Below are 25,314 nucleotides of genomic sequence, written 5' to 3'. Positions count from 1 at the left end.
TGTCTTTATTGCCAATATGGGGTCAGCCAGGGGCTGGGTTTTATATGGCGATACCATTTACCGCCAGTACCGGCAATGGCATCGGGCGGATTAATTTCGCCGTGAAAAATGACAATTTTGGCATTATTAGGTAGTTTTGGCGCTTTTATAATATTAAAGGGAATGGGCGCAATACATTGGTATTTAAAGCTGACACACCATCTCTTATCCCAATACTCTAAATGATGATGCTCACGTAAATAGTTAGATAAGTAGGCTTGTTCATGGCGTACTTGCTGACGAATAGTATCGAAGTTGCGCTCAAAGTTAGCCAGTAAGTCAGGGTAGATATGCATGCCAACATTAAAGCGGTACACCGAACTATTACCAATCATCCGCCATGGTTTTTTCCAATCCCGAATGATGACTACGCTATCCTCATGCTCAGCCTGATAGGTAAAAAATTCATCAATGTTATCAACGATGACAATATCAATATCCAAAAATAATGCTACGCCTTTAAGGTTGTACAGTTCAGGGGCAAAGGTAGTGAGTTTTTTCCAACCGCGCTCGGGTAGACCGGGCGGTAGATTCAGTTCAGGTATTGGGTAGCACTGTATCGCAGGGTCAATTCCGACGTTATCATCTGTCAAGCAGACCATCTGAAAGTCTAAGGTTAGGTGACGACTGACCATATTGTATAGACGGTTAACGTATTCAGCACTGTATTTGTCGCCCCATTTCATACAGATAATATAGCGCTGTTCAGCTGCAGGTTCATCTGTCTGCGCCTGGACGGTTAATGGGCGTTCGATTACGTCAGTTGCCATAGTGTACTCGTATTGACATGAATAGAAAGCTGAATAATACCTACCAATTTTAGCATAATTTTTATGTTTGAATATTTGAACGCTGGCATCCCTGTAAGGATGTCCTATTATTATTTGAGCTATTTCTCTTTTTCGCTATTGCTTGCGTCGCTATCTATGTGGGAGTGCTTATTAGTGCGCAAGGTATCGGTGCGCAAAGAATGGTTGGCACGGACAAAATCTATTAAAGTAGTTTCATCAGCGCGGTAGGGATCACCTAAAATAGGAAGGTGCTTAAAACGTCGATAACCCCACATATAGTGACTACAATTATCTTTTATCATTTGCTCCATATTTTGATTTAAAGCTTGTGCAGCAATAGAAGCATCACGATCATATAACGCAGGGTTGTCTAGTTTATAGCAGTAAATATCAAAGCCTCGACCATCAGTACGGCGTATACAAGACAGGCCAACCAGCGCGCACTTAGTTTTGCTGGCGAGTTTGGATGCAAGCGTACTGGTCAAGGTTTCAACCCCAAAAAAGGGTACGACTACGCCACCTGAAGGATCAGGAACGTGATCGGGTAATACAATACTGAAGCCACCTTGTTTAAGAGTTTTAAAGATGGCCTTAACGCCACTGCCATCAGTCGGGACTAAAGTTGCGTTGAGACGGGCGCGTCCTTGCAACACAAAGTTATTGGTAATATCGCCCTTAACAGGTTTGTACATGATGGTAGGCGCACCAAATTGATTGAGCCACGCGTTCATCATCTCCCACGTTCCTAAGTGGGGTACGATAGCGAGCATACCATTAGTGCTTGCAAGCGCCTCTAAAAAAATGTCTTTATTATGAACATCACGAATTTGCGCGACACTCCATTCAGGAGACATTGCCCAACTTTTGATGGACTCGACACTACTTAGGCACTGATTTCGAACAATATCTTTAACTAAGGTTTGCTTTTGTTTATCGGGTAAATCAGGTGCTACTAGCATCATATTAATTTTGATGGTGCGCACGATACTTAAATTGGGCAGCCACATCATAATCCAAGCAACAAAACGTGCCAGCATCTGCAGTACAGATAGTGGCACGTATTTAAACACTTGATACGGATTCATGACCACTCACATTGTAATAAGTTATATGGTGGCAGATGACAGTACAGGCTTTTAACGGGTAAAAGGCTGTACTGTAAAATTACGCATTGTCGCTGCAGATTAGACTGTAAAAAGTAGTTGCGCATAATCCAACTGATTCATTACTGAGCAGGTTTGTTAGCATCAGGCTGAGCTTTTTCACGCAGACGGATACCTAGTTCACGCAGCTGCTTATTATCAACTTCAGCTGGCGCTTGAGTCAGTGGATCTTCAGCAGTTTTAGTTTTTGGGAAAGCAATCACGTCACGGATAGAGCTTGCGCCTACCATTAACATAATCAGACGATCCAAACCAAACGCCAAACCACCATGCGGCGGCGCGCCAAATTTCAGGGCATCAAGTAAAAATTTGAATTTACTTTCTGCTTCTTGCTCATCGATACCCAGCGCTTCAAATACTGCTTTTTGCATCTCAAGCGTATTGATACGTAAGCTACCACCACCAATTTCAGTACCGTTCAGTACCATATCATAAGCGATAGATAAGGCCGTTGCTGGGTTGGTTTTTAACTCTTCAACTGAGCCTTTTGGCTTAGTAAAGGGATGATGCATTGACGTCCACTTGCCATCGTCCGTTTCTTCAAACATTGGAAAGTCAGTGACCCACAGTGGTGCCCATTGGCAAGTAGTCATCTCAAGATCTAAACCAATTTTCTGACGTAGAGCGCCCATTGCATCGTTAACGATACTGGCTTTATCTGCACCAAAGAAGATGATATCGCCGTCTTCGGCACCCGTGCGCTCAATTAAGCTCGCAAGTACCTCATCAGTCATGTTTTTGATAATTGGTGATTGTAGACCAGAGTCTTTATCAACACCGTTATTGATATTGCTGGCATCGTTGACTTTAATATAAGCCAAACCGCGCGCGCCATAAATACTAACAAACTTAGTATATTCATCAATTTGTTTACGGCTGATGCTACTGCCATTAGGAATACGTAGCGCGGCAACGCGGCCTTTAGGATCATTAGCAGGCCCTGCGAATACTTTAAAATCAACGCTTTGCATAAGGTCTGCAACATCGACTAATTTTAATGGAATACGTAGGTCAGGTTTATCAGAGGCATAGTCACGCATGGCTTCGGCATAAGTCATACGTGGAAATTTATCGAACTCAACGTCTAGCATAGTCTTAAAGACATGCTTAATAAGACCTTCGTTGATATTCATGATTTCTTCTTCATTTAGAAAAGAAGTCTCAATATCCACTTGGGTAAATTCAGGCTGACGATCGGCACGTAAGTCTTCATCACGGAAGCATTTGGCGATTTGATAATAACGGTCAAAGCCTGAAATCATCAATAATTGTTTAAATAACTGTGGTGATTGTGGTAGCGCAAAAAAGTTACCGGGACGGGTACGTGAAGGTACTAGATAGTCACGTGCGCCCTCAGGAGTAGCACGAGTCAAAATAGGCGTTTCAACATCTAAGAAGCCATGATCATCCAAATAACGACGAATTGCTGAGGTGGCTTTGGCACGGAATACCATGCGCTCTTGCATCTGTGGACGGCGCATATCTAAGTAGCGATATTTCAAACGTAGCTCTTCTGATACTGTCGTGTTCTCGTCATTAAGTGGGAACGGCGGGGTTTCAGACTTGGCCAATACTTCAATTTCTTTGCCTAGTAGCTCAATCTGACCACTGGTCATATTAGCGTTTTCAGTCCCTTCATAACGACGACGAACACGACCGGTAATCTTAAGCACGTATTCAGGACGTACCGCATCTGCAATCGCAAATGCTTCTGGGGTATCTGGATCGACAACCACTTGCAGAATACCCGCACGGTCACGCATATCTAGGAAAATCACCCCACCATGGTCACGGCGACGATGTACCCAACCGACGATACTAATGGTTTGCTCTAGTAGCTTTTCAGTCACAGCGCCGCAATATTCGTCTCGGTATTGGCTGTGTGTTATCATTTCATTTTGCGTCATAGTACTGTTCGTCATAATAATTGCTATCCAGTTGTCAGCCCAATTCAAAATTCGCGATTCAAAATTCAGATTATAATAATTTAAAGCATAATAATACAGCCACTGCTATTTGAGTCTAACCAACGCCCGCTGGCCACCTACCATAAAATTGATGGTAATCAAACCTATAGCTGTCATTAAGAAATAGCACACACAGCGCGATTAGTACCGAAGGTCATCACGTTAGCTGCAGAAAATTTAGTGTAAACGCATATTATGCCTAAACTGCCTTTGTTATACAACTATAGCGACACAATCAAGAGACAGGAATACGCTATAAGTAGGCTATTTATCCGGTATTATTAGTAATTATTTAAATGTTATTTTCATGCTTGAAAACTTGCTACTTCGCGCACATATCATGCTGACAGAGATAACAACATCATAGCCATTAACAAAAATATGGCTCATTTACGGCTATTATCTTAGTTATTAATACATCTTGTTTATCAATTTATTTACTTATGCTTTATGTTGGTCATTACCTTGTATTGACTGATGTCAGTCACTATTTTTAATTATTAAAGGAACTGTTTTTATGTTATTTCATCCTCAAAAGAACCCTGTCGAACTTAAAGTCATGCACCTTAATGAAGCTCAAGCACAACGTCGCCAAGATTTAATGGAAGCCACTCAAGGTAAAGCGGCTCTAAAAAAATTCAAAAAAAGCATGGCAAAAAAAGCCAAACAAGTCGCAAAAAATAAAAGTAAAAGTGCTAAAGGCAAGAACGCTAAAGGTAGCAGCGCCAGCCAGCAAGTTTTTGTACTCGACTTTGATGGTGACATGAAAGCCACTGCTGTTAAGCATTTGCGTGAAGAGATTAGTACTTTAATCAGTACGGCTAATAAAGGCGATGAAGTAGTAGTCCGTCTTGAATCAGGCGGTGGTCTAGTGCATAGCTACGGACTAGCAGCGGCGCAGTTAGTACGTTTAAAAGATGCTGGACTAAAATTGACAGTATGTGTGGACAAAGTTGCCGCCAGTGGTGGCTATATGATGGCTTGCGTTGCTGACAACATTGTTGCTGCGCCTTTTGCTATTATTGGCTCAATCGGGGTGGTATCACAATTGCCAAACTTCCATAAATGGCTTAAGAATCACGATGTCGATTATGAGCAGTTCACAGCTGGTGATTATAAGCGCACAGTGACTGTATTTGGTGAAAATGATGATGAAGACCGTGCTAAGTATCAAGAAGAGCTAGAGCAAACCCATCTGCTATTTAAGCACTTCGTCAACCGTTATCGCTCGATGCTTGATTTGGATAAAGTGGCAACGGGTGAGCATTGGTATGGAGAAGATGCCATACACCTAAACTTGATAGACAGCTTGCAAACGTCTGATAGCTATATTTTAGACTTGATGGATAATAATGAGGTTTATGCGTTACATTCACGCCAAAAACCAACTTTAGCAGAAAAATTAGGATTTGCGCAAGCGGCGGAGGCGGCATTAAGTATCGCTGCTAATAAACTACCAGAAGCTTTGATGCGCTTTGATTTTAACAGCCGTTTAAACATCTTAAAATAGTAGCTTACTATAAAAGATATATATTTTAATTAACAATGATTCATATGTTTTTAAATTTTATTAAAGGCGTGCCCTTATTGGTCGCGCCTTTTTGCTGTTTGTTAGTTAGGGTTATGTTATACATAGTAGCTACTAGCTAAGATAGTGTTCATTATAAAAATAACAGTGAGGATAAATAAATATAATGCCAAAGTTATTTATGATTAAGATTGGTGGCAGACCGAAGGGACGCCTGATTGAGCAGCACGACATGTTCTTTGGAGTAGGCGACCATATTGGAGATTTTATTGATGCCATTAATACTCATTGGCCTGAAGTAAAAAACACTTGGCACCTTGACGCTTATAAGCAAGTGACTTTAGTTGATGGTTATCGTATCCAGTGGCAACCTACTGTTACGGAAAAAGATGCTAAGCATGCCAGCAATGGCAACGCTACGGTATTAGAAACGATACCACTCAAATTATTCTTTATTAATCTAGGCGGTTATCTTGCTGGCGAGTTTGAAGAATTTCATCATAAGCTATTGATTGTCGCGCCAACCCAAGCGGACGCTATCAAGCAGGCAAAGCAGTCAGCTTTTTATAAACAGTATAGCTTTAATGATAAGGACACGCCGTTTAATGCCGCTTCTCATATCGACGACAAGCAGCAAGTAGATGTTGATGAGATTTATAACGTTAATGACTTATTAACGGGAGGCCATTTGTCAATCACGCCAGTTGCAGAGACAGAAACTGCGTTAGAGCAAAAGCCGCTAGAAGACACTGCTTATATTGGTTACTTAAGCTTAAAGAAACTCCGTAAATTAGACGTATCTACTTAAAGCTAAAAGCAAAACCATTATTATAACGAGTCACTAAAAATAGCTTATTAAAAGCAGTCAACAAGGAAGAGGATAAATACGATGTCTACAGCGACCAAAGCATCTACGTTGATGTTTACCACCACCGAACATGGTCAGTCTATGCATGAGCAAGTCAAAGACTTTATTGCTACCCATATTGAGCCGATAGAAGCCCAGTTTTGGCAAGACTGCCATGAGCAAAACCCTGACGGTAACTGGAAAAATTGGCAGTGGCCAGAAAAGTATGAAACCTTGCGCGCACAAGCCCGTGACGCTGGCCTATGGAATATGTTCTTGCCTGATGATGAGCTAGGCGCTGGGCTGTCAGTCACCGATTATGCCCCCATTGCTGAGTTAACTGGCCGTAGTTTACTGGCACCGTATGTTTTTAACTGTAATGCCCCTGATAGCGGCAATATGGAGCTGTTATGGCGCTATGGCAGCCCTGAGCAACAAGATAAATGGTTAAAACCGTTACTAGCAGGAAAAACGCGCTCGGTATTCTGTATGACTGAGCCTGACGTGGCTTCAAGTGATGCGACCAATATGCAAGCCACTGCGGTGGTCGAAGGTGATGAGATTGTTCTTAATGGCAGCAAGTGGTGGTCGTCTGGTCTTGGCGATCCGGCGGTTAATTTATTGATTGTGATGGCTTATACCCCTGATGACAGTAAAGACCGCCATCACCAGCACTCTATGGTATTGGTTCCGGCAACAACAGCAGGGGTCAATATTGAGCGGATGCTAAAAGTATTTGGCGATTATGACGCACCACACGGTCATGGCGAAGTTAGCTTTACCGATGTGCGCGTGCCCGATAACAGTTTTATTGGCGGTCCAGGCATGGGTTTTGAGATAGCCCAAGGTCGTTTAGGGCCAGGACGTATTCATCACTGTATGCGCTGTGTTGGCGCGGCGGAGAAGTCATTGGAGCTTGCTATTCACCGTGGTATGAACCGTACTGCTTTTGGCAAACCCTTACTAGAGCTAGGCGGTAATCTAGAGCGTATCGCTGAAGCCCGTATTAAAATTGACCAAGCACGATTGCTGACGTTATACGCGGCACAAAAAATGGATAGCCAAGGAACTAAAGCGGCGTTAACTGAAATCTCAGCTATTAAAGTAGTTGCGCCTACGGTACTGCAGGAAGTGGTCGATATGGCGATTCAGATTTATGGCGGCATGGGCGTCTGTCAAGATACGCTATTGCCCAGCTTCTTTGCGCAAGCAAGAGCGCTGCGTTTGGCCGATGGTCCTGATGAAGTACATAAGACGATGATTGCCAAACTAGAGCTAAAACGTCAGGGTTTTGGTCGTAAGCCTAAGTCGTAAGTGTTATTTTAGGCTAAAGCTAAAGACATATAAAGTAGCCTAAGTAATTAATAATACAAAACTAAAAACCTGATTTTAAAGACTAAGAAGAAAAGTCAGGTTTCTTTTTTGTATGATAGCTTCTTAATTAGAGCCTATAAGATAAGGAACATCAAATGACGGCCAATAATGTCAACATTAATAATGATAAACACAGCGACGATAAGAAAACTACAATAAATACTAAGGTTTTAGACAAAGGTGGCACTGTCCGTGACGGTGAAGAGCTCGATATACCAGCAGTAAGTGTATGGCTCCGTGCGCAAAATGTTGATGTCAATGGCGAGCCCATTGTTACTCAATTTTCAGGTGGTGCCTCCAATTGGACCTATCGTCTGCAATACGACAACCAAGATTTAATTTTACGCCGTCCACCAAAAGGAACTAAGGCTAAATCTGCTCATGATATGGTACGCGAATATACCGTACAACAGGCATTGGCTAATGATTATCCCTATGTACCAAAAATGGTGGCGCTATGTACCGACGAGTCCGTTATTGGAGCTGACTTCTATGTTATGGCGCGCGTGGCAGGTATTATTCCGCGGGCCAATTTACCGAAAGAGGTTGAGCTCACTCCGATGCAAACGCGTGAGTTATGTACCAATGTCATTGATGCTTTGATTGAGCTCCACCAAGTTGATTATAGTGATAATCCGGAATTGGTCGCGCTAGGCCGTGGCGAAGGCTATTGTGAGCGGCAAGTGACTGGCTGGGATAGGCGTTACGTTAAAGCCAAAACCCCGAATGTACCCAGTTTTGCGCTAGTACGCCAATGGCTTGGCAAGCATACGCCAGCGGACAGTAGCACCTGTATCATTCATAATGACTGGCGTTTTGATAATATTATCTTAGATGCTGAGAACCCTACTAAGGTTATAGGCGTGCTCGACTGGGAGATGGCAACGCTTGGCGATCCTTTAATGGATTTAGGCAGCGCCTTGGCTTATTGGATTGAGGCCGATGATAATATCATTATGCAACAATCGCGCCGGCAGCCAACCCATTTAGAAGGTATGATGACCCGTGATGAAGTGGTTGCCTATTACCTTGAAAAGACAGGTTTAGAGATTAATAACTGGACCTTTTATGAAGTGTTTGGTCTATTTCGCTTAGCGGGTATTGTGCAGCAGATTTATTATCGCTACTATCATAAGCAGACGACCAATCCTGCCTTTAAAAACTTTTGGATTATTGTGCACGTTTTACATGCCAAGTGTCTTAAACTGATTGCTAAGTATGAAGGCGAAGCCTTGTTTATGACTCACGTACAGCCGCACTTGCAAGATGTGGGTGTCGATGCGGCTATGATTGATAAGTTACCAAGTCCTGTACAAGCCGTTATTAAAGGGATATTGCCGACCGGCTATTTTGAGGACGGTGCTAAGCAAGCCAAAGAGTAAGACGCTAAACCGTCTAAAGATTAAGTTATCTAGATCAAACTATTTAAAAATGATATTACGTAAGGCTATGAGCTGAGCTTAAATGATGTTTTTACATTGATTTTTAACAAAAACCTTTAAAAATTACTCCTTAATAAAATAAAAATAGGTAACTCCCATATGACCACTATCCTTCTGGCGCGCCATGGCCAAGCCTCGTTTGGACAAGAAAACTATGACCAGTTATCAGAGCTTGGCAGTATGCAGGCACGCTTGCTCGGTCAACATTACGCTACTGGCCAACGCCGTATTGATGCCATCTTTAGCGGTAGTCTAGTACGTCAACGTGACTCAGCACAACATTTTTGGGACGCTTATCAGCCATCAGTATTGGCGAATAGTAATGTACCTATACTCAATATTGAAACCCCTGAAAGTTATGTGTTGCCATTATTTGACGAGTTTAATCACGAAGACGTGTTTATGAAGTCTAGCCCCAACTTTGCCACTCAAGCAATGATAGCGGCGGAGCTGAACAAAGAAAATAGGCCGTTAACTCGGTTAGGCGAGTTATTTCATCTTGCGATGGAGCGCTGGCACGCCGGTGACCATGATGATGATTATATTGAGAGCTGGTCACAGTTCAGTACCCGCGCTCAACAAGCCTTAGAGCAAGTAGGTAAGCAAGTCGCGCAGCACAGCCATTTAGATGACGATAGTACCGTGCTAGTATTCACATCAGGTGGAGTGATTGCGGCGATTACCGCTCATTTGTTACAACAAGGCAGTCAGACCGCTTACCAGCTGACCAAAAGCTCGGTTAATACTGGCGTCACCGCTATTGGTTTACAAAACCCAACCCCGCAGCTATTATCGTATAATGAATACAGCCATTTATTTGCGCAAGGTAAACGCTTTGTGACTAAGCATTAAGTTGGCGGCTACTTATAAACAAGCGATATTCATAAACTATATAAATAACTGTCGCTCAGCTACCAAAACATACCTATTATAATAAATCGCTTTCAAACTTATATTTAGCCGGTATATATCTGGCATTTTTAGACTTTTTATAGCGACATAGATACCTACAAGGGACTGCCCATGCAACATAAGTTAATAAGCCTAGTAACCAAGACCGCCAAGCAAAGTAAAGATCAAGCTTTTAGTGCCATTCAGCCATCACGTTATCTTAAAGGTTTAAATAAGCAGCAAGTAGGCCGCGGAAAAACGGTGTTAATTACTGGTGCGAGCTCGGGTTTGGGTGAAGGTATGGCGCGGCTGTTCGCTAAACTAGGTTACAATTTAGCAATTTGTGCCCGGCGCAGCGAGCGCTTAGAACAACTAAAAGCTGAGCTACTAAAAAGCTATCCTGATATTCGTGTTGAATATCGCGTGCTAGATGTGAGCGATTATAAAGCTATATTTACAGTATTCGATGCTTTTGCGACTGATTTTGGCCATATCAATCGGGTAGTGGTTAATGCTGGGGTGGGTGAGAGTCGCCGTATCGGTAAGGGTCGCTTTGAGACCAACCGCCGTACGGCAGAGATTAACTTTGTCTCAGCACTGGCACAATGCGAAGCGGCTATGACTATATTTCGTGCCCAAAATAGTGGGCACTTAGTAGTGATATCGAGCATGTCTGCAATGCGCGGTCTACCAGCGCATATGACCACTTATGGAGCCAGTAAGGCGGGTTTGGCTTATTTAGCGGAAGGTATTCGTGCTGATATGTTGCTGACCAATTTACCTATTAAAGTATCGACTATTTTCCCCGGTTATATTCGTACTGAAATCAATACCAATGCCAAGCCGCTACCGTTCCAAGTCGATGCAGAAACGGGTACAAAAGCGATGGTAGCAGCAATTGAGTCTGGTGCCGAACAAGCCTGTGTGCCCAGCCTGCCTTGGTCAATAGTAGGACAAGCAATGAAGCATTTACCTCTGGCCATGGTCAATAAAATTAGCTAATCATATTTTCTATACTTAAATAGTTTATTGACTAAATAAAAAAGCCCTCTATATTTTAGTATTGAGGGCTTTTTAAATGGAGCTTTATGCCTCAATAATAGTCAGTTAGGTAGGATAAGCTGCTGCCGATCATTAAAAAAGCGTCGATAAATAAGTAGGGCACTTAAAGTGCAGCCAAGGATGCTACTGACGCATATCAAAAACATGGTAACAATCTGATAGCGTACTGCTTGCGTCGGGTCAGCGCCAGCAAGTATTTGTCCGGTCATCATGCCCGGTAAGCTGACTATACCGACCACCAGCATAGAGTTTAGCGTTGGTGTCATCCCATTAATAATAGCCGCACGAATGGGCGCATGTACTGCTTCAAATGGTGTTGCTGACAAGGACAACATCATCTCAATACGGCCCTGCTGCTCATGAAAAGCATTAACAAGCTGGTTACTGGTTAATGAGATGGCAGTCAATGAGTTGCCTAATATCAGCCCTAATATCGGGATAATAAACTGCGGGGTATACCAAGGTTGTACCCGTAAAATCAAGGCAATAGCGATGATAGTGACCAGTACGGCTGAAATACTTACGGCAATAAAAGTATCTGTTAATAAGCCTTTATAAGCTCGTTTGACTCGATTTTTAGCAGCACCTGACGCAATTAAAGTCATCATGGTTAAGATGATGAGCACTTCGTACCATTGTTCGCGTGCAAATATCCATGCCAATATGAGTCCAATAAAACTTAGCTGTATTACGGTACGAGCTGCTGCCATTAATAGCGTAGAGGTCAGCCGTAATCGCAATCGCCATGATATAAATATCACTAATAATATCAAACTGCTGGCAAGTGCCACATCGCCGTAAGTCAGCAGAATTTGCAGATTTTCAGTGCTGGTAGCATTAGGCATAGCTGTATAAACATCGACAGCAGTCTTATTCATAGTCTGCATATAAACAACAGGCTCACCCATTTAATGTTCCCGCCTGCATATTCCAGTGCTCATTAGCGAACGGCAGGATAGTTTGAGTGTCATGCGTAACCCATAGCATAGCGCGATGCGGTTCAGCTTGTAGCCAGTGCATCAGCAATTGTATAAGGTTGTTAGCAGTCTCGGCATCAAGCGCGGCAGTGGGTTCGTCTAACAGCAACACTTGTGGTTGTAGCTGTAATAGCCGTAAGGTATTAACCAATTGTCGTTCGCCTCCAGATAGATGAGCGGCAGACTGCTGCAAAAATGCTTGGCTACGCTGTAAAAAACCTAACTGCTTAATATGCCAATCGATATTAAATGAGCTGTGCTGATTTGCGTGCAAACTATAAGGCAGTTGTAAGTTATCGAGGACACTACCTTCTATGAGCTGTGGATGCTGCGCCAGTAATGCCACTTGCGTACGCCATTCAATAGCAGATGTCTCATGGATATTCTGCTGCTGATTCTTATCCACGTTAAGCCAAATATTGCCTGTCGCTAACGGTGATAACCCTGCTAGCACTCGTAATAATACTGACTTGCCGCTACCTGAAGCTCCTGTGAGCACGGTCAGTTGTCCTTGTGCGAGCTGCCCACTCGCAGCTTTAATTAAGACTTGCTCATCTGTCACTTGCTGATTATGGGTACGATCAGCTGTTTTACGAGTAAGCTTATTAAAAATGCTGTGAGAGGCATTGCTAAACAAGTTTTTAGACGCACTATTAACAGTTGTTTTAGACGCATCTTTAAAAATATTATCGTCAGTATGATTAACATGTATGGTTGTTGGGCGATTGCTATGCACCCACACATCATCAAATACTAATAGCGCGTTATCATTGCTAGAGTCAGAAGTTAGCAAGGTTTATTGTCCAGTAGTCTGCTGTGAGATAGCTTGTTGGATGCTATCATGGAGCTGCTTTGGTACTCGAATCGGACGAATAGGTGCGGCGCTCGGCACAGTAGCCGCTTTATTGCCTGTGTTACTATCCCTAAGATCTGCTTCTGTAGTAGGTTTGGTTTGGTTTTGGACACAGGCTATGACAATTTTGGCATTGCTTAACAAGGTGCCGGCTGGCTTGTTATTAGCGTTACTTACATTGTTATCTAGGTTGTCATTACTATCAAGCCTTTCAGGCAAATGGCGATGAATACTTTGGTAGAATATAATGCTGGCGGGTTTCAGTTCTACCTTATCAATACGTACGCTGATTTCTTCATCTAAAAAAATGGCTTTTTGATATTTTAGTTCTGCCTGACTGACCACAAAATGTTGAATTTGACCATTGTCAGCCTGTAAAAAGTAAGTATTCAATCCCAAGGTGGTAAACCAATCACGGCGGCAGTTTTCAAAAAATACCAAATGATTGGCATGGTAGACTATACCGCCGGCGTCTGTATGGTTAATATAGACGTGATAATCGACTGCGAATAAGGGCTTAGTAGCTGTCTTTGCAATAGCCGCTTTTTTTGTGCTGGTAGTGGTGCTTATAATAATAGACATAAAATAACTCGATAAAATGCTTAAGTTTATAATAATAAGGGTTATATAGTTTTGACCATAAAATAGTGGTTACCGCATTAGTATAGCTTGCTGATAAGCTATAGCAAAATAAACCCTCGCTTTAATTAAATGACATTAACCAGTCAACGAATTAGTTTATTAAAAAATCAATCATAAATTCATAAGAATAGGATAACGCATGACCCGCTTTGTTTGTTTTAATATCAATGGTATCCGTGCTCGTCAGCATCAGTTAGAGGCAGTACGTGACATAATCGATCCTGATGTGATGGGTCTGCAAGAAACTAAAGTGCATGACGAGCAGTTTCCGCTCGAAAATGTTGAGAGTCTAGGCTATCACGTCGAATATTTTGGCCAAAAGGCGCATTATGGTGTCGCACTATTATCGAAAGTTGCGCCTATTTTTGTGCAAAAAGGTTTTCCGGGTGAAGACGATGAGGCACAAAAGCGCTTTATCCATGCCCGTTATGAGTTGCAAGGGCGTGAGATTGATGTCCTTAATGGTTATTTTCCACAAGGTGAGAGCCAAGACCATCCGACTAAGTATCCGATGAAACGTGCTTATTATGCTGATTTAATGGTTTATATTGATACCCTAAAAGCGGAAGGGCGCTCGTTGATTATAATGGGTGATATGAATATTGCGCCAGAAGATATCGATGTTGGTATCGGTGAGGTCAATGCCAAGCGCTGGCTTAAAAATAGAAAGACCTCATTCTTACCTGAAGAGCGCGAATGGTATGAGGCGTTGATGTCACGTGAGTTGACCGACACTTATCGACTGCATTACCCTACCAGCACTGAGCTATATAGTTGGTTTGATTATCGCAGTCGCGGCTTCAATGATGAGCCCAAACGCGGTATGCGTATTGACCACATTTTATGTACTCCGGATTTGAAAGATAAATGTACAGATGCTGGTATCAGTTATGAGTTACGAGCGATGGAAAAGCCATCTGACCACGCCCCAATATGGTCAGCATTTGATTTCAGTTAGCCTTAACTATCATATTTACATACTTAAAAACTCTCACGCTTAAATTTTAATGACTTTACTTATAATGTATCTTATAAAAAACTAATAAATAAGGATTCTAAGATGGCTGTCGGCAATGTTGCTGTACCTGAAATTATTTATGCTATTGATGGCATCAAACTTAGCGCCACTGCTGCAGGCGTGCGCTATAAAGACCGTGATGATTTAGTCGTTATAGAGATTGCTGATTCGGCAGCAACGGCAGTGGTTACCACCAAGAGTGCTTTTTGTGCCGCGCCCGTACGTGTCTTGCGTGAGCATTTTGCAAAAACCAGCCCGCGTTATTTAATTACTAATACTGGCAACGCCAATGCGGGTACCGGTGCGGATGGAAAACGTCGCGCCGAAGATATTTGTGCAGCATTAGCATCGAGAGCAGAGGTAGATAGCAATTCGGTATTGCCGTTTTCCACTGGCGTTATCGGTGAGCCGTTAAATAGCGATGCGATAATAGCAGGATTGGATACCGCATTAGCCAATCTAGATGCTGATAATTGGTTGGCAGCCGCTAATGGTATTCTGACTACGGACACTATCCCAAAGGTTGCTAGCCAAAAAGTTACGCTTGATGGTACAAGTTACCACATTACTGGTATCTCAAAAGGTTCAGGAATGATTCGTCCTAATATGGCGACTATGCTGGGTTATGTCGCAACTGATGCCAATATTGCGGCTGACTTATTACAAGAAATGCTTGCCGCCGTCAATGAGCAGTCATTTAACCGCATTACCGTCGACGGTGATACCTCAACCAATGATTGCTGCGTGTTGATTGCCACTGGTAAAGTCAGCTCGCAAGTGATTGATAGTCCTGAACACCCACATTATCAGCCACTGTTTATCGCTTTGACTGAGGTTTTTGTACGTTTGGCACAGTTAATTGTGCGCGACGGAGAGGGCGCGACCAAATTTATGACCGTAAAAGTCACTGGCGGTAAGACCAGTCAAGAGTGTTGCGATGTGGCTTACGCGGTTGCGCATTCGCCGTTGGTCAAAACGGCGTTTTTTGCTAGTGATGCCAATTGGGGTCGAATTTTAGCAGCGGTTGGTTACGCTGGCATTGAAGATTTGGATACTGAACAGGTGAGCGTGTCGTTAAATGAAGTGATGATTTGCCAAAACGGTACTGTGGCTAGCGACTATACCGAAGCTGCTGGCAATGAAGTTATGAGCCGTCCTGAGATTACTATTCATATTGATTTAGCACGCGGTACGGCAAGTGACACCGTCTATACCTGTGACTTATCCTATGAGTATGTCAAAATTAATGCCGACTATCGTAGTTGATTTTTATGTCTGAAAAATATGACTCCTCACCCCTAATAGCTACTATTAATAATGACTACTGTATAACATCGGTTGCAAAAACTGACGTTAACTTACAAAGCGGTTATAGAGCATAAGGTTTTATGCAGCTTATAATCAATGCAGCAAAACAATAAGAGACTTTATAATTATAAAGCATCTGTATTAATAAGTTTTGATATTCATAATTATTAGTGATATTGAGCTTTCATCTTAGAAAACCCATCTAACACACTGATAGTTTAATAGTAATTAACTGAGGGTTAAACAATGAAAAAGTTAGCAATTGCAGCATTAATGACAACTTTTGCAGTATCAGGTTGTTCTACTATGAAGTTGGCTGATGAACGCGCTATGGTCGTTGAAGGTGAAGCGGTCAGTGTTAAAGTCGTTAATATCCCAAGCTTTAAAGTAGAAATTGCGCCGCGTAAAGCTATTTGTGAGCTTCCGAATACTAGTGGTACTGTGGTTGAAACTGAGTGCTTGCAATATCGTCAGACGTATCAGAAAAACTATAATACGCTAAATGGTGATATTCAAGGGTTCACTTATGAGCCAAATTATCGCTATGTATTAGACGTACGCCAAGAAGCGGTTGCTAATACAGAAACAGGTATGGTTAATCCTGCTTGGTCTTTAAACAAAATAATATCAAAAACAGCTGAATAGTTCTTAATTTAAGTAATGACATTAATAAAAAAAGCCTCTAATTTATTAGGGGCTTTTTTTGCAAGCTGATTTATCTGAATTAACTATCAGACAGGTTGATTAGCACTGACTGTATTTCACACTGACGCCTTGGCTGGCAGTCGGTATGCGGTTATCAGCATAAATGGCAAGTCCGCCACGTGATGTTTCTTTATAAATATCCATCATATCAGCCCCTGTTTGTTTCATTGTCTCAACGACTTTATCAAAAGATACAAAGTGTTGACCATTACCACGGCAGGCAAGGCGTGCGGCATTAACGGCTTTCACAGCGCCCATTGCATTGCGTTCGATACAAGGCACTTGTACCAAGCCGCCAACCGGGTCACAAGTCAGGCCCAAATTGTGCTCAATACCTATCTCAGCCGCATTCAAACATTTAGCAGGGTCACCGCCTAAAATTTCAGCTAAAGCAGAAGCTGCCATTGCGCAAGCGGAGCCAACTTCGCCTTGACAACCTACTTCAGCGCCAGATATAGAAGCATTTTGCTTAATTAAACTGCCAATAGCGGTCGCATTTAGCAGGTATTTGCGCGCACCATCGATACTATAATCCGCTAAAAAATCACGGTAATAATGCATAACTGCTGGAATAATACCAGCTGCGCCATTGGTTGGGGCTGTCACCACGTTACCGCCATTGGCATTTTCCTCATTGACAGCTAGCGCATATAAGTTGATCCAATCCATTGCCACGAGCTTATCTTCTTTGCTACTAGGCTGGTCTTTTTCAGCGCACAACTGTAAATGTAAAGCTTGAGCACGGCGTTTAACATCCAAACCGCCTGGTAATATGCCACTGTTTTGACAACCACGGATCACGCAGTCTTGCATCGAGGTCCAGATAGAATCTAAATAGCCAAACACGTCTTCTTGGCTACGATAATGCAGCTCGTTAGCCAAGACCAATTCACTGATACTCAAGTTGTTTTTTCGGCATTGCTCAAGAAGCTCGGCTGCGGTATTAAATGGGTAAGGGATGACATCAATAGTCGGGGTGCCATGGTCTTCATCTGGATTGTTGGCGTCTTCATCATTGATGACAAAACCGCCCCCTACTGAATAATAAGTTTGCTGATAACGGCTACCGTCTGTTAATAGTACACTGATAGTCATGGCGTTTGGGTGGTAGGGAAGGACGGTTTCACCATACCAGTGGATATCGCGCTCGGTATCAAAAGCAATGTTATGCTCGCCTGCAATATTCAGTTGTTTGTCAGAAAAAATTTGAGACATATATTGACTGGTCAGCCGTGTATCGATTGTGCTTGGCTGATGCCCCAGCAAACCTAGTAAGATAGCAGTATCAGTCGCATGCCCTTTGCCAGTTGCGGCTAATGAGCCATATAGCTCAATCTCCAGCCCACTGATATCCGCTAACTTGGCTTGCTTAAGTAAGGACGCTAAGAATAAGTTAGCGGCTACCATCGGGCCTACGGTATGAGAACTTGATGGGCCAATGCCGATTTTAAATAAATCAAATACACTAATCATACTAATACACCGAAAAAAAGTGAAACAGAGTGAATACGACTGTTAGGTTATATACATAGCTATAAGTATAGCTTACTGTGACCGCATAAAAAATACGGCACTCACATAGGGAAACGGTAGACAACAATAAGTAGTAAGTATAGTTAGACGTTAAGTCTATGAAAGTAGCTATGACATTTTTTAAACGTGGCAGTCCAGATGACGAGTAAATAATAGCTGTTGTTTATTATGAATTTCCGTTATGATGCTATGCGTCAACGCTTGTGTAACATCCTGTAATTTTTCTGTCGCTGTAGAATATAATTAGAGCAGCCGAAGCGGTGCATTTAGTAGAACATATCCAGCCGCATACATCTAGCAAAATGTAGAAACTCTATAAAAACAGGCGTACTTTGGTCATTTTTTTGATCATAAGCTCTCATGAAGACGAAATATCGTCATAATATAGCTTAAAGGAATATAGGTTTAGAGCAGCGGTTGGTCATGATGTATTAGGCAAAATAGGACGATACGAGCGTTGTAGTGCTTTTATTTGTTTACCCGATCACTATTTTTAACTACATGTTCTAGCTATTATAATCTTATTATTTAAGACCTCATTATTATTAGTTTAGATGAATCAGGAACAGCGCGCATGACCTCTCCCTCGGAGCATTCCTCCCAAGCAGAACCAGACTCCTCAGAACTGAATACCACTGATAATAATACAGCGGTAATGAGCTTACCATATAACCCCGATTTTGAAAATGGTCGTTGGTTCCCAACATGGCGACCTTTTCAGGGTGATCTAGACCGTAATCCTGTCGGCATTAATGAGTATTTACCGCCTACAAAAAGCGTATTGCTCGGCGTGCAGCATACTTTTGCGATGTTTGGTTCAACAGTGCTTGCGCCGCTATTAATGGGTTTTGATCCCAATCTAGCGATTTTGATGTCCGGTATTTGTACCATCATGTTTTTTATGATTACTGGTGGGCGTATGCCCAGCTATTTGGGCTCAAGCTTCGCTTTTATTGGCCCTGTTATCGCCGTCACCGCTTATGCTGGTGTAGGCTTTAATAGTAATCTAAATGTCGCCTTAGGCGGCATCATGGTATGCGGGATTATTTATGCTTTAGTGGGATTATTGGTTATCAAGACGGGAACTGGCTGGATTGAGCGTTTAATGCCACCTATCGTGACTGGTGCAATCGTGATGATCATTGGTCTTAATTTAGCGCCGGTGACCATTCAGGGGGTATCTGCCAATCAGTTCGATGCGTGGATGGCAGCGCTAACCGTACTCCTTATTAGTGGCGTGGCAGTATTTACTCGCGGTATGCTTAGGCGTCTGCTGTTATTGGTCGGTTTGATACTGTCTTATTTAGCCTATTTTATTATGACCAATGTGCTGGGCTTTGGGGTAGCGATTGACTTTAGCGGCATCTCTGCTGCCTCTTGGTTTGGGTTACCTGGTATTCATGCACCGCGTTTTGAGATGAGCGCTATTATTCTAATTGCACCCGTTGCTTTTATTCTGATTGCCGAAAACCTTGGACATTTTAAAGCGGTAGAAGGCATGACTAAGTCTCGCGTCACACCATATATGGGTCGCGCTTTCTTTGCTGACGGTTTGGCAACTACTTTTTCAGCGGGTTTCGGCGGTACAGGGGTGACCACTTATGCTGAGAATATCGGTGTCATGGCAGTAACAAAGGTTTATAGCACCACGATTTTTGTAATGGCAGGGGTTGTCGCCGTTTTGCTAGGTCTATCGCCAAAGTTTGGCGCGATTATCCAAACGATTCCACCCGCATTATTAGGGGGTGCTTCTATTGTGGTGTTTGGTCTCATTGCCATCGCTGGCGCGAAAATTTGGATAGACAGTCATATCGACTTTAGTAAAAACAGCAATTTAATCATTGCAGCGGTCACGGTGATTATGGGAACGGGTAACTTTAGCTTACACTTGGGCGGCTTTGATTTGGGTGGTATTGGTACGGCTACTTTAACAGCAATTGTGCTTAATGCATTGTTCAATAGGCAGAAGAATTAATAACTAAAAAAACTGCTCATAATAGTAAATTATAAAATGGCAGATTATATCTATATATAACTTGCCATTTTTGTTGCCTACTTTTACTATCCGTTTTATAGTTTGCTTTTATAAACCTTTATTTATATTTCTGCTTATAAAACCGTGCAAAGAAGCGCTATCGGCGTAGGGCATGGGGTTTAGGTTTCAGCGATCCCAAGTAAATAGCAAACATAGTCAGCAGTGCGCCACTCCCTTGTAAGGTGTTGATAGGCTTGTCCAGCCAGCTATAATCAATTACTAAGGCGGCAATTGGCTCAGTTAACAGTAATAGACCAGTTAATGTCAAAGACAGCTTAGGAATAGAATAAGCAATTAACCCCCAAGCGATACATTGCATCACAGCGCCATATATCAATATCCAACCAACCTCAGCCCATGTATTGGGTAATATATGACCCCTATCAAAAAACAACATCGGTACTATCATTGCTAATACCCCGCCAATACTGATTAGCTGCATGAGCACAAATATCGGTGTCGGTTCGGTATCGTGAGTCTTACGAATAAAGGTCATTGATGCGGCCAGCATTGCTCCTGAAACGATACCCGTGATGAAGCCCCATGTTGCATTGGTATTCTGTGCAAACTCAGGGCTGCCTATCATCGCCACCCCTAACATTGCTAAACACAAACTTCCCAGCTGCAAAATCGACTGACGCTCATTAAAATATAAAAACCCAATAGCAGCCAGAAAGAAAATCTGTAAGCTATTGAGTAGGGTAGAGATACCAGGACCAACCGCATGGATACTCTCATGCCAAAGCGCTAAGTCTAAGCCTAAAAATACTCCAGATAATAGACCAAAGACAATTGCCCGTCTTGAGCGTGGCAGACGTTGTCCTGTGAATTTCGCCAGTAGCGCAAATATAATTCCTGAAATTGCGAGCCGCCAAAACGCCATCGCCCAACCACCGATAGCGACATGAGCAACAATCAGGCTGCCTAATCCAAAAATGATACAACCAATAATTAGACCGATAGATGCCGAACGTGTGGAAGCAACTGTCATATTTTGTCCTTGTTAGTGCACAATGCCACAGTACAACCAGCAATTTAAAAAAAGCTTAAGTGTAAACGTTTTAAGCTCAAACAGAAATGCTATTATCTAACAATTGCTATAACAAATTGCTGACAAGGTTTATAGAGTGTAGTGACATTCTTACAGGACTGAGGTTGGTGTTCACTTTACTATTTGTTAGCCTAGTAGTTTACGATGGCACCTAATTTTGTCGTTATTTTATTTTTTAATGCATGATATAAACTTTTAACTTAGGTTTCATTATGGATCAACGCTCTATATTTCAATACTCTGTGTCTCAAAGCTCTTTGGGTTCAGCGTTAAAAAAATCAGAACCACTAAGTACGACGCTGGTAAACAAGTCTTTACTAAACAAAACACCGCGTCTAATGCTTGGTATTAGTGTTTTATTAAGCGCAATATTTGCGATGCCAACTGCACAGGCAGCTAGCTGCAAGTTGCCCAAAAGTTACTATAAGAATGTTTCTTGTACGCCAGCTAGTGGCTATTTCTTAGCAATAAAAGATTTCGGTGCGCCTGTGGCATTAATTGATAGTAGGGGCAAAGTAGCAGTTGATTTATCACGCTATCAAAAGGTTGATGTCAATAAGATGGCTGGCGGTTTATTTCCTGTGCTGCGCAATGGCCGTGTTGGTTATATCAACATGCAAGGTCAGGAAGTCATTCCTCCTAATTATGATATATTAAGTGGCGGACAAGGTTGGGCGCGACCAGTATCTGATGGGCGAATTGTGGTCAAAAAATCAAGTCAGTATGGTGTCATCAGTACCGGTAATGACACGATTGTGCCTTTCTCATCAGCGATTAGTGATATTGATAATTACCGCGGCGGCGTGGCGCGGGTACGTAAGAATAAGGCGGTCAGCTGGGTAGATAAAAATGGTAAGGCTACTACTGATCCTAATGCTAAAGTCAGCAGCCGTAATGACACTCGTAGCGATAATCGCAACGAGCGTGATATCAGTGCTCGTTCAGTCCCCACTAATAAGACCACGAATGAGGTTGACGTTAGAAACAATGTTTCGGAAATAGCACCAGAAGCACCAAGACGTTTAGCAGAGTTTAGTACTCTGCAGCCGCATCAACAAGATGGTAGATGGGGATTTATTGATGAGGATAATGTGATTATGATTACTTATTCATTTGACGAGGTTCGTCCGTTTTCTGAAGGGGTGGCTGGCGTGCGCGTTGATGATAAGTGGGGATTTTTGAATTTAGGTGGCGAGTTGGTCATACCTTTCACTTTCGAGGATAGCAGTATAATCACCACTGACAACGACAAAGAGATGCCAGCGTTTGTCTTCAAAAATGGGAAAGCTTGGGTTAGTAATCTTGATAATGGGGCCAAAATTTGTATTGATATAAAAGGTGACTATGCCAGCTGCATATAAAGTAACTGTTAGGATAAAGTAGTAATTTAAGGCAGAGTAGCCATTTCGATTAGAATGGCAAATGAAAAAAGAGGTTGCAGCATAAACTATTTATGCTACAACCTCTTTTTTCATTCGCATTGTTTAAATTATAACGTTTGAACCAGTAAACTATCTAAAACTGGTTATTCTAATAAATGATTGCGAATTAAATCGACCAAATACGGTTGATAATAGGCTGGAATATCATGCGCCATGCCTTCGATTAAATAAAATGACGCGTTGGGAATGGTCTTGGCCACCACTCGCCCTTGGGATGCCGGTAGTAGACCATCGGCACTACCATGAATGACAATGGTCGGTGCTTTCACTTGCTTACTAAAGCGACTAATAGAGCCTGACGATAAAATAGCATTCAATTGTTGTACTGAGCCTAAGGGATGAAAATTGCGTTGGTAGCGTAACTTAGCAATCTCACGTACAGTGCGCACATTCACATGCCCCGGTGTACCGACGGTTTTCATAAACCAAACACTATGGCGTACAATATCACGTTCCGAATGACTTTCAGGCCGATTGATTAAGGTGTATAGCTGTTTGGCTTTTGGCGGGCGCAAAAATGCGCGATTGGTAGTGGTAAACATCAATGCCATACGCTTGACTAAGCTTGGATAGCGGGCCGCAACGATTTGGGCGATCATACCCCCCATAGAAGCGCCTAGTAAATGAGTGCTACTCAGATGTAACGCCTTAATAAGGCGCACTGTATCTTCAGCCATATCAGTTAGATTATAGGCAACTTGCTGACCTTTATTAGACAACCCTGTTTGCAGCCGGAGCATCATCTTGAGCTGACTGACACGCGGCAGACCTTCAATCTGTACTTTAGACGACAGACCAATATCCCGGTTATCAAAGCGAATCACAAAAAATCCAGCATCAATCAGGCGCTTGATAAAGCCATCTGGCCAAAATACCATTTGTGAACCTAGCCCCATGACCATCAGCAAGGGCGGGTTATCAGGATTGCCGCCAGCCTCAACGCACAGCTTAATACCATCACCGATGTCCAGCATATCCTGATACAGATGGTCACTAAGATCAGAGACGCGCCAATCATGTGCGCCAAATTTCTGCCATGCGGGCGTTGGATAGTTTACGGCCTTTTCAGGCGCGTCGATCTCGTTAGGATAATTTGAGTTCGTCATGAGCGCTCCTACTTAGATTTCTACCATTTCAAAATCTAACTTACCCACACCGCACTCAGGGCATGTCCAGTCGTCAGGGATGTCATCCCACTTAGTACCAGGGGCAATACCCTCTTCAGGACAGCCAAGCGCTTCATCATATATCCAGCCACAGACAATACATTCATAACGGTTCATATATATAATCCTATCAATAATTATCAATTCCACAGTCTGCCAATTTGTAATCGGGACACACCACAAAAGTGCACGTAGTGTAGCATATATCACTATTTTACGTGTTTAAGTTTACACTTGTATATTGAGATAAATAAGCACTTATCAAGTCGATATTTATTATTTATTCTATTAATATAGCGGTCTTTTCGCTCGTTCAGTGATAACCCCAGAATCAATTATGTTATGATAGCGTGCGGTATTAATGCTATTGATACGGTATTTATCGCAGTTAAATTATCATTCAAGTTACCTATACTAAGGGTTGTTATGAGCGCTACCGCTGCCAATACGCCAGCTGATATGTCATCAGAATCTTCTGATATACTCAATACTGACCATCCATTTTGGCAAGTCATTCGTACGGTTCCTGATTTCCCCAAAGTTGGTATTGATTTTTATGACATCACGCCGTTACTGCGCAGTCATATTAATGAAGTCGTTGATGCCCTGCTGGCAGTATTGCCTGCTGGATTGCTAGATGAGGTAGACTGCTTAGGAGCGGTTGAAGCACGGGGCTTTGTGTTTGCAAGTTTGATAGCAGGGCGTTTGGGTAAAGGCATAATTTTGCTGCGTAAACCGGGAAAATTACCACCGCCTGTTGCTAACAAGACTTATGCGCTAGAATATGGTAAAGACACTCTTGAGATGCAAAATAACTTACCACCTGAGCGCGTACTCTTGGTAGATGATATATTGGCAACGGGTGGCACGCTGACCACTGCTTATGAGCTGTGCAAGTCAGCTTCGCATACTGTAGTGGGAGCGTTGGTATTGCTTGATTTAGTTGATTTGCATGGCAAGTTTCCAGTGCCCATTTATACGGTGCTGAAGGCTTAAAAAAACCCTGTTATTTAAGTTGCTTTGTTACAATTAATGTGTAAAATTCAGAAACGTCTGCCTTAGGAGTGAGTAATTATTATGAATATTTTATTTAAAACGACCATTTTAACCCTAGCAATAGGAGTAGTCACAGCTTGTACTTCATACGTTCCAGAAGCGTCTTGGTATAAAGAAGGGGCAAGCAAACAATCCATGACCGACCAGCTGGGTTATTGCAGAAAAGATGTGGACGCTGAGAATCTTCCGGATGAGCAAGCAGAGAGAGTGATTGCTTATTGTATGAAGTCTGAAGGTTATTCCTTCAAAACAGACTCTGAAAGAAAACAATATGAAAAAACAAAATCTGAATTAAATCCAAATGGTATTTACCTTGACAATTAATCTGCTAAAAATCTTTCGTTGAACGGTATATTATTGCTTGTCATCAAAAGATAGAGTAAAAAAAGGCATACTCAGTTCAGGAGTATGCCTTTTTTTACTC

23 protein-coding genes are annotated in these 25,314 nt (G+C 42.4%); 13 read left to right on the top strand and 10 right to left on the bottom strand.

Features of this window, described 5'->3' with window-relative positions; genetic code table 11:
* Positions 1-5: 5 nt before the first annotated feature.
* The 3 genes from ES754_RS02810 to aspS all read right to left on the bottom strand — a co-directional run bounded on the left by ES754_RS02810 (position 6) and on the right by aspS (position 3,915).
* Positions 6-725 (bottom strand): glycosyltransferase, encoded by a 720-nt coding sequence (locus ES754_RS02810; RefSeq protein WP_420825341.1) that lies wholly within the window; start codon positions 723-725, stop codon positions 6-8.
* 203 nt (positions 726-928) lie between these two features.
* On the bottom strand, positions 929-1,915 hold the full coding sequence (locus ES754_RS02805; RefSeq protein ID WP_147221845.1) for a lysophospholipid acyltransferase family protein: 987 nt from the start codon (positions 1,913-1,915) through the stop codon (positions 929-931).
* A 140-nt stretch (positions 1,916-2,055) separates the two neighbouring features.
* Positions 2,056-3,915 carry an aspartate--tRNA ligase gene (gene aspS, locus ES754_RS02800; protein WP_227677733.1) on the bottom strand — a complete coding sequence of 620 codons (1,860 nt, stop codon included), beginning with the start codon at positions 3,913-3,915 and terminating at the stop codon, positions 2,056-2,058.
* Between the two features lie 562 nt (positions 3,916-4,477).
* Here aspS and sohB point away from each other — a divergent pair.
* The 6 genes from sohB (at position 4,478) to ES754_RS02770 (ending at position 11,044) form a co-directional block, all read left to right on the top strand.
* Positions 4,478-5,470, top strand: coding sequence for a protease SohB (gene sohB, locus ES754_RS02795; protein ID WP_147221843.1), 993 nt, complete (start codon positions 4,478-4,480; stop codon positions 5,468-5,470).
* Positions 5,471-5,654: 184 nt separating this feature from the next.
* Positions 5,655-6,296 carry a DUF1543 domain-containing protein gene (locus ES754_RS02790; protein ID WP_147221841.1) on the top strand — a complete coding sequence of 214 codons (642 nt, stop codon included), beginning with the start codon at positions 5,655-5,657 and terminating at the stop codon, positions 6,294-6,296.
* A gap of 111 nt (positions 6,297-6,407) precedes the next feature.
* On the top strand, positions 6,408-7,649 hold the full coding sequence (locus ES754_RS02785) for an acyl-CoA dehydrogenase family protein (RefSeq protein WP_147223234.1): 1,242 nt from the start codon (positions 6,408-6,410) through the stop codon (positions 7,647-7,649).
* Between the two features lie 155 nt (positions 7,650-7,804).
* A complete protein-coding gene (locus tag ES754_RS02780) occupies positions 7,805-9,091 on the top strand; it encodes a phosphotransferase family protein (protein WP_147221839.1) in 1,287 nt (428 codons plus the stop codon).
* A 159-nt stretch (positions 9,092-9,250) separates the two neighbouring features.
* Positions 9,251-10,003 carry a histidine phosphatase family protein gene (locus tag ES754_RS02775; RefSeq protein WP_147221837.1) on the top strand — a complete coding sequence of 251 codons (753 nt, stop codon included), beginning with the start codon at positions 9,251-9,253 and terminating at the stop codon, positions 10,001-10,003.
* Between the two features lie 171 nt (positions 10,004-10,174).
* Complete coding sequence (locus ES754_RS02770) at positions 10,175-11,044, top strand: SDR family oxidoreductase (protein WP_147221836.1); 870 nt, start codon at positions 10,175-10,177, stop codon at positions 11,042-11,044.
* A 101-nt stretch (positions 11,045-11,145) separates the two neighbouring features.
* On the opposite strand, the gene ES754_RS02765 is transcribed toward ES754_RS02770, so the two are convergent.
* Genes ES754_RS02765 through ES754_RS02755 form a run of 3 tightly spaced genes read right to left on the bottom strand, consistent with a single transcriptional unit; the run spans position 11,146 to position 13,516 of the window.
* A complete protein-coding gene (locus ES754_RS02765; protein WP_227677735.1) occupies positions 11,146-12,012 on the bottom strand; it encodes an ABC transporter permease in 867 nt (288 codons plus the stop codon).
* Complete coding sequence (locus ES754_RS02760; RefSeq protein WP_147221834.1) at positions 12,005-12,874, bottom strand: ABC transporter ATP-binding protein; 870 nt, start codon at positions 12,872-12,874, stop codon at positions 12,005-12,007. Before ES754_RS02760 ends, ES754_RS02765 begins: the two co-directional genes overlap by 8 nt.
* 3 nt (positions 12,875-12,877) lie before the next feature.
* Positions 12,878-13,516 (bottom strand): thioesterase family protein, encoded by a 639-nt coding sequence (locus tag ES754_RS02755; RefSeq protein WP_147221832.1) that lies wholly within the window; start codon positions 13,514-13,516, stop codon positions 12,878-12,880.
* 199 nt (positions 13,517-13,715) lie between these two features.
* Here ES754_RS02755 and xthA point away from each other — a divergent pair, with 199 nt between their 5' ends.
* The 3 genes from xthA to ES754_RS02740 all read left to right on the top strand — a co-directional run bounded on the left by xthA (position 13,716) and on the right by ES754_RS02740 (position 16,547).
* The gene (xthA, locus tag ES754_RS02750) at positions 13,716-14,534 is read left to right on the top strand and encodes an exodeoxyribonuclease III (protein WP_147221830.1); all 819 of its coding nucleotides are present in this window, start codon (positions 13,716-13,718) and stop codon (positions 14,532-14,534) included.
* A gap of 102 nt (positions 14,535-14,636) precedes the next feature.
* A complete protein-coding gene (gene argJ / locus ES754_RS02745; RefSeq protein WP_147221828.1) occupies positions 14,637-15,860 on the top strand; it encodes a bifunctional glutamate N-acetyltransferase/amino-acid acetyltransferase ArgJ in 1,224 nt (407 codons plus the stop codon).
* Positions 15,861-16,148: 288 nt separating this feature from the next.
* Positions 16,149-16,547 carry a DUF4377 domain-containing protein gene (locus tag ES754_RS02740; protein ID WP_147221827.1) on the top strand — a complete coding sequence of 133 codons (399 nt, stop codon included), beginning with the start codon at positions 16,149-16,151 and terminating at the stop codon, positions 16,545-16,547.
* Between the two features lie 99 nt (positions 16,548-16,646).
* Here the strand turns inward: ES754_RS02740 and ES754_RS02735 are convergent, their stop codons facing one another.
* Entirely contained in the window at positions 16,647-18,080 is a 1,434-nt protein-coding gene (locus ES754_RS02735) for an L-serine ammonia-lyase (RefSeq protein WP_147221825.1), read from the bottom strand.
* A gap of 715 nt (positions 18,081-18,795) precedes the next feature.
* Here ES754_RS02735 and ES754_RS02730 point away from each other — a divergent pair.
* On the top strand, positions 18,796-20,115 hold the full coding sequence (locus ES754_RS02730; protein WP_420825342.1) for a solute carrier family 23 protein: 1,320 nt from the start codon (positions 18,796-18,798) through the stop codon (positions 20,113-20,115).
* 157 nt (positions 20,116-20,272) lie between these two features.
* On the opposite strand, the gene ES754_RS02725 is transcribed toward ES754_RS02730, so the two are convergent.
* Positions 20,273-21,166, bottom strand: coding sequence for a DMT family transporter (locus ES754_RS02725; protein ID WP_147221821.1), 894 nt, complete (start codon positions 21,164-21,166; stop codon positions 20,273-20,275).
* 272 nt (positions 21,167-21,438) lie between these two features.
* Between ES754_RS02725 and ES754_RS02720 the strand changes: the two genes are divergently transcribed.
* Entirely contained in the window at positions 21,439-22,587 is a 1,149-nt protein-coding gene (locus ES754_RS02720) for a WG repeat-containing protein (RefSeq protein ID WP_147221819.1), read from the top strand.
* Positions 22,588-22,751: 164 nt separating this feature from the next.
* On the opposite strand, the gene ES754_RS02715 is transcribed toward ES754_RS02720, so the two are convergent.
* Together ES754_RS02715 and ES754_RS02710 are read right to left on the bottom strand one after the other, a co-directional pair.
* Positions 22,752-23,774, bottom strand: coding sequence for an alpha/beta fold hydrolase (locus tag ES754_RS02715; RefSeq protein WP_147221817.1), 1,023 nt, complete (start codon positions 23,772-23,774; stop codon positions 22,752-22,754).
* A gap of 12 nt (positions 23,775-23,786) precedes the next feature.
* Positions 23,787-23,951: a rubredoxin gene (locus tag ES754_RS02710; RefSeq protein WP_147221815.1), complete on the bottom strand. Its 165-nt coding sequence runs from the start codon at positions 23,949-23,951 to the stop codon at positions 23,787-23,789.
* Between the two features lie 342 nt (positions 23,952-24,293).
* On the opposite strand from ES754_RS02710, the gene ES754_RS02705 reads away from it, so the two are divergent.
* The gene (locus ES754_RS02705; RefSeq protein WP_147223230.1) at positions 24,294-24,830 is read left to right on the top strand and encodes an adenine phosphoribosyltransferase; all 537 of its coding nucleotides are present in this window, start codon (positions 24,294-24,296) and stop codon (positions 24,828-24,830) included.
* Between the two features lie 81 nt (positions 24,831-24,911).
* Complete coding sequence (locus ES754_RS02700) at positions 24,912-25,214, top strand: hypothetical protein (protein ID WP_147221813.1); 303 nt, start codon at positions 24,912-24,914, stop codon at positions 25,212-25,214.
* Positions 25,215-25,314 lie beyond the last annotated feature (100 nt).

The sequence above is a fragment of the Psychrobacter frigidicola genome, assembly GCF_007997305.1.
Lineage (GTDB): Bacteria > Pseudomonadota > Gammaproteobacteria > Pseudomonadales > Moraxellaceae > Psychrobacter > Psychrobacter frigidicola.
The sequence above is the reverse complement of the archived record's forward strand: the minus strand, read 5'-3'. Positions and strand labels throughout refer to the sequence as shown.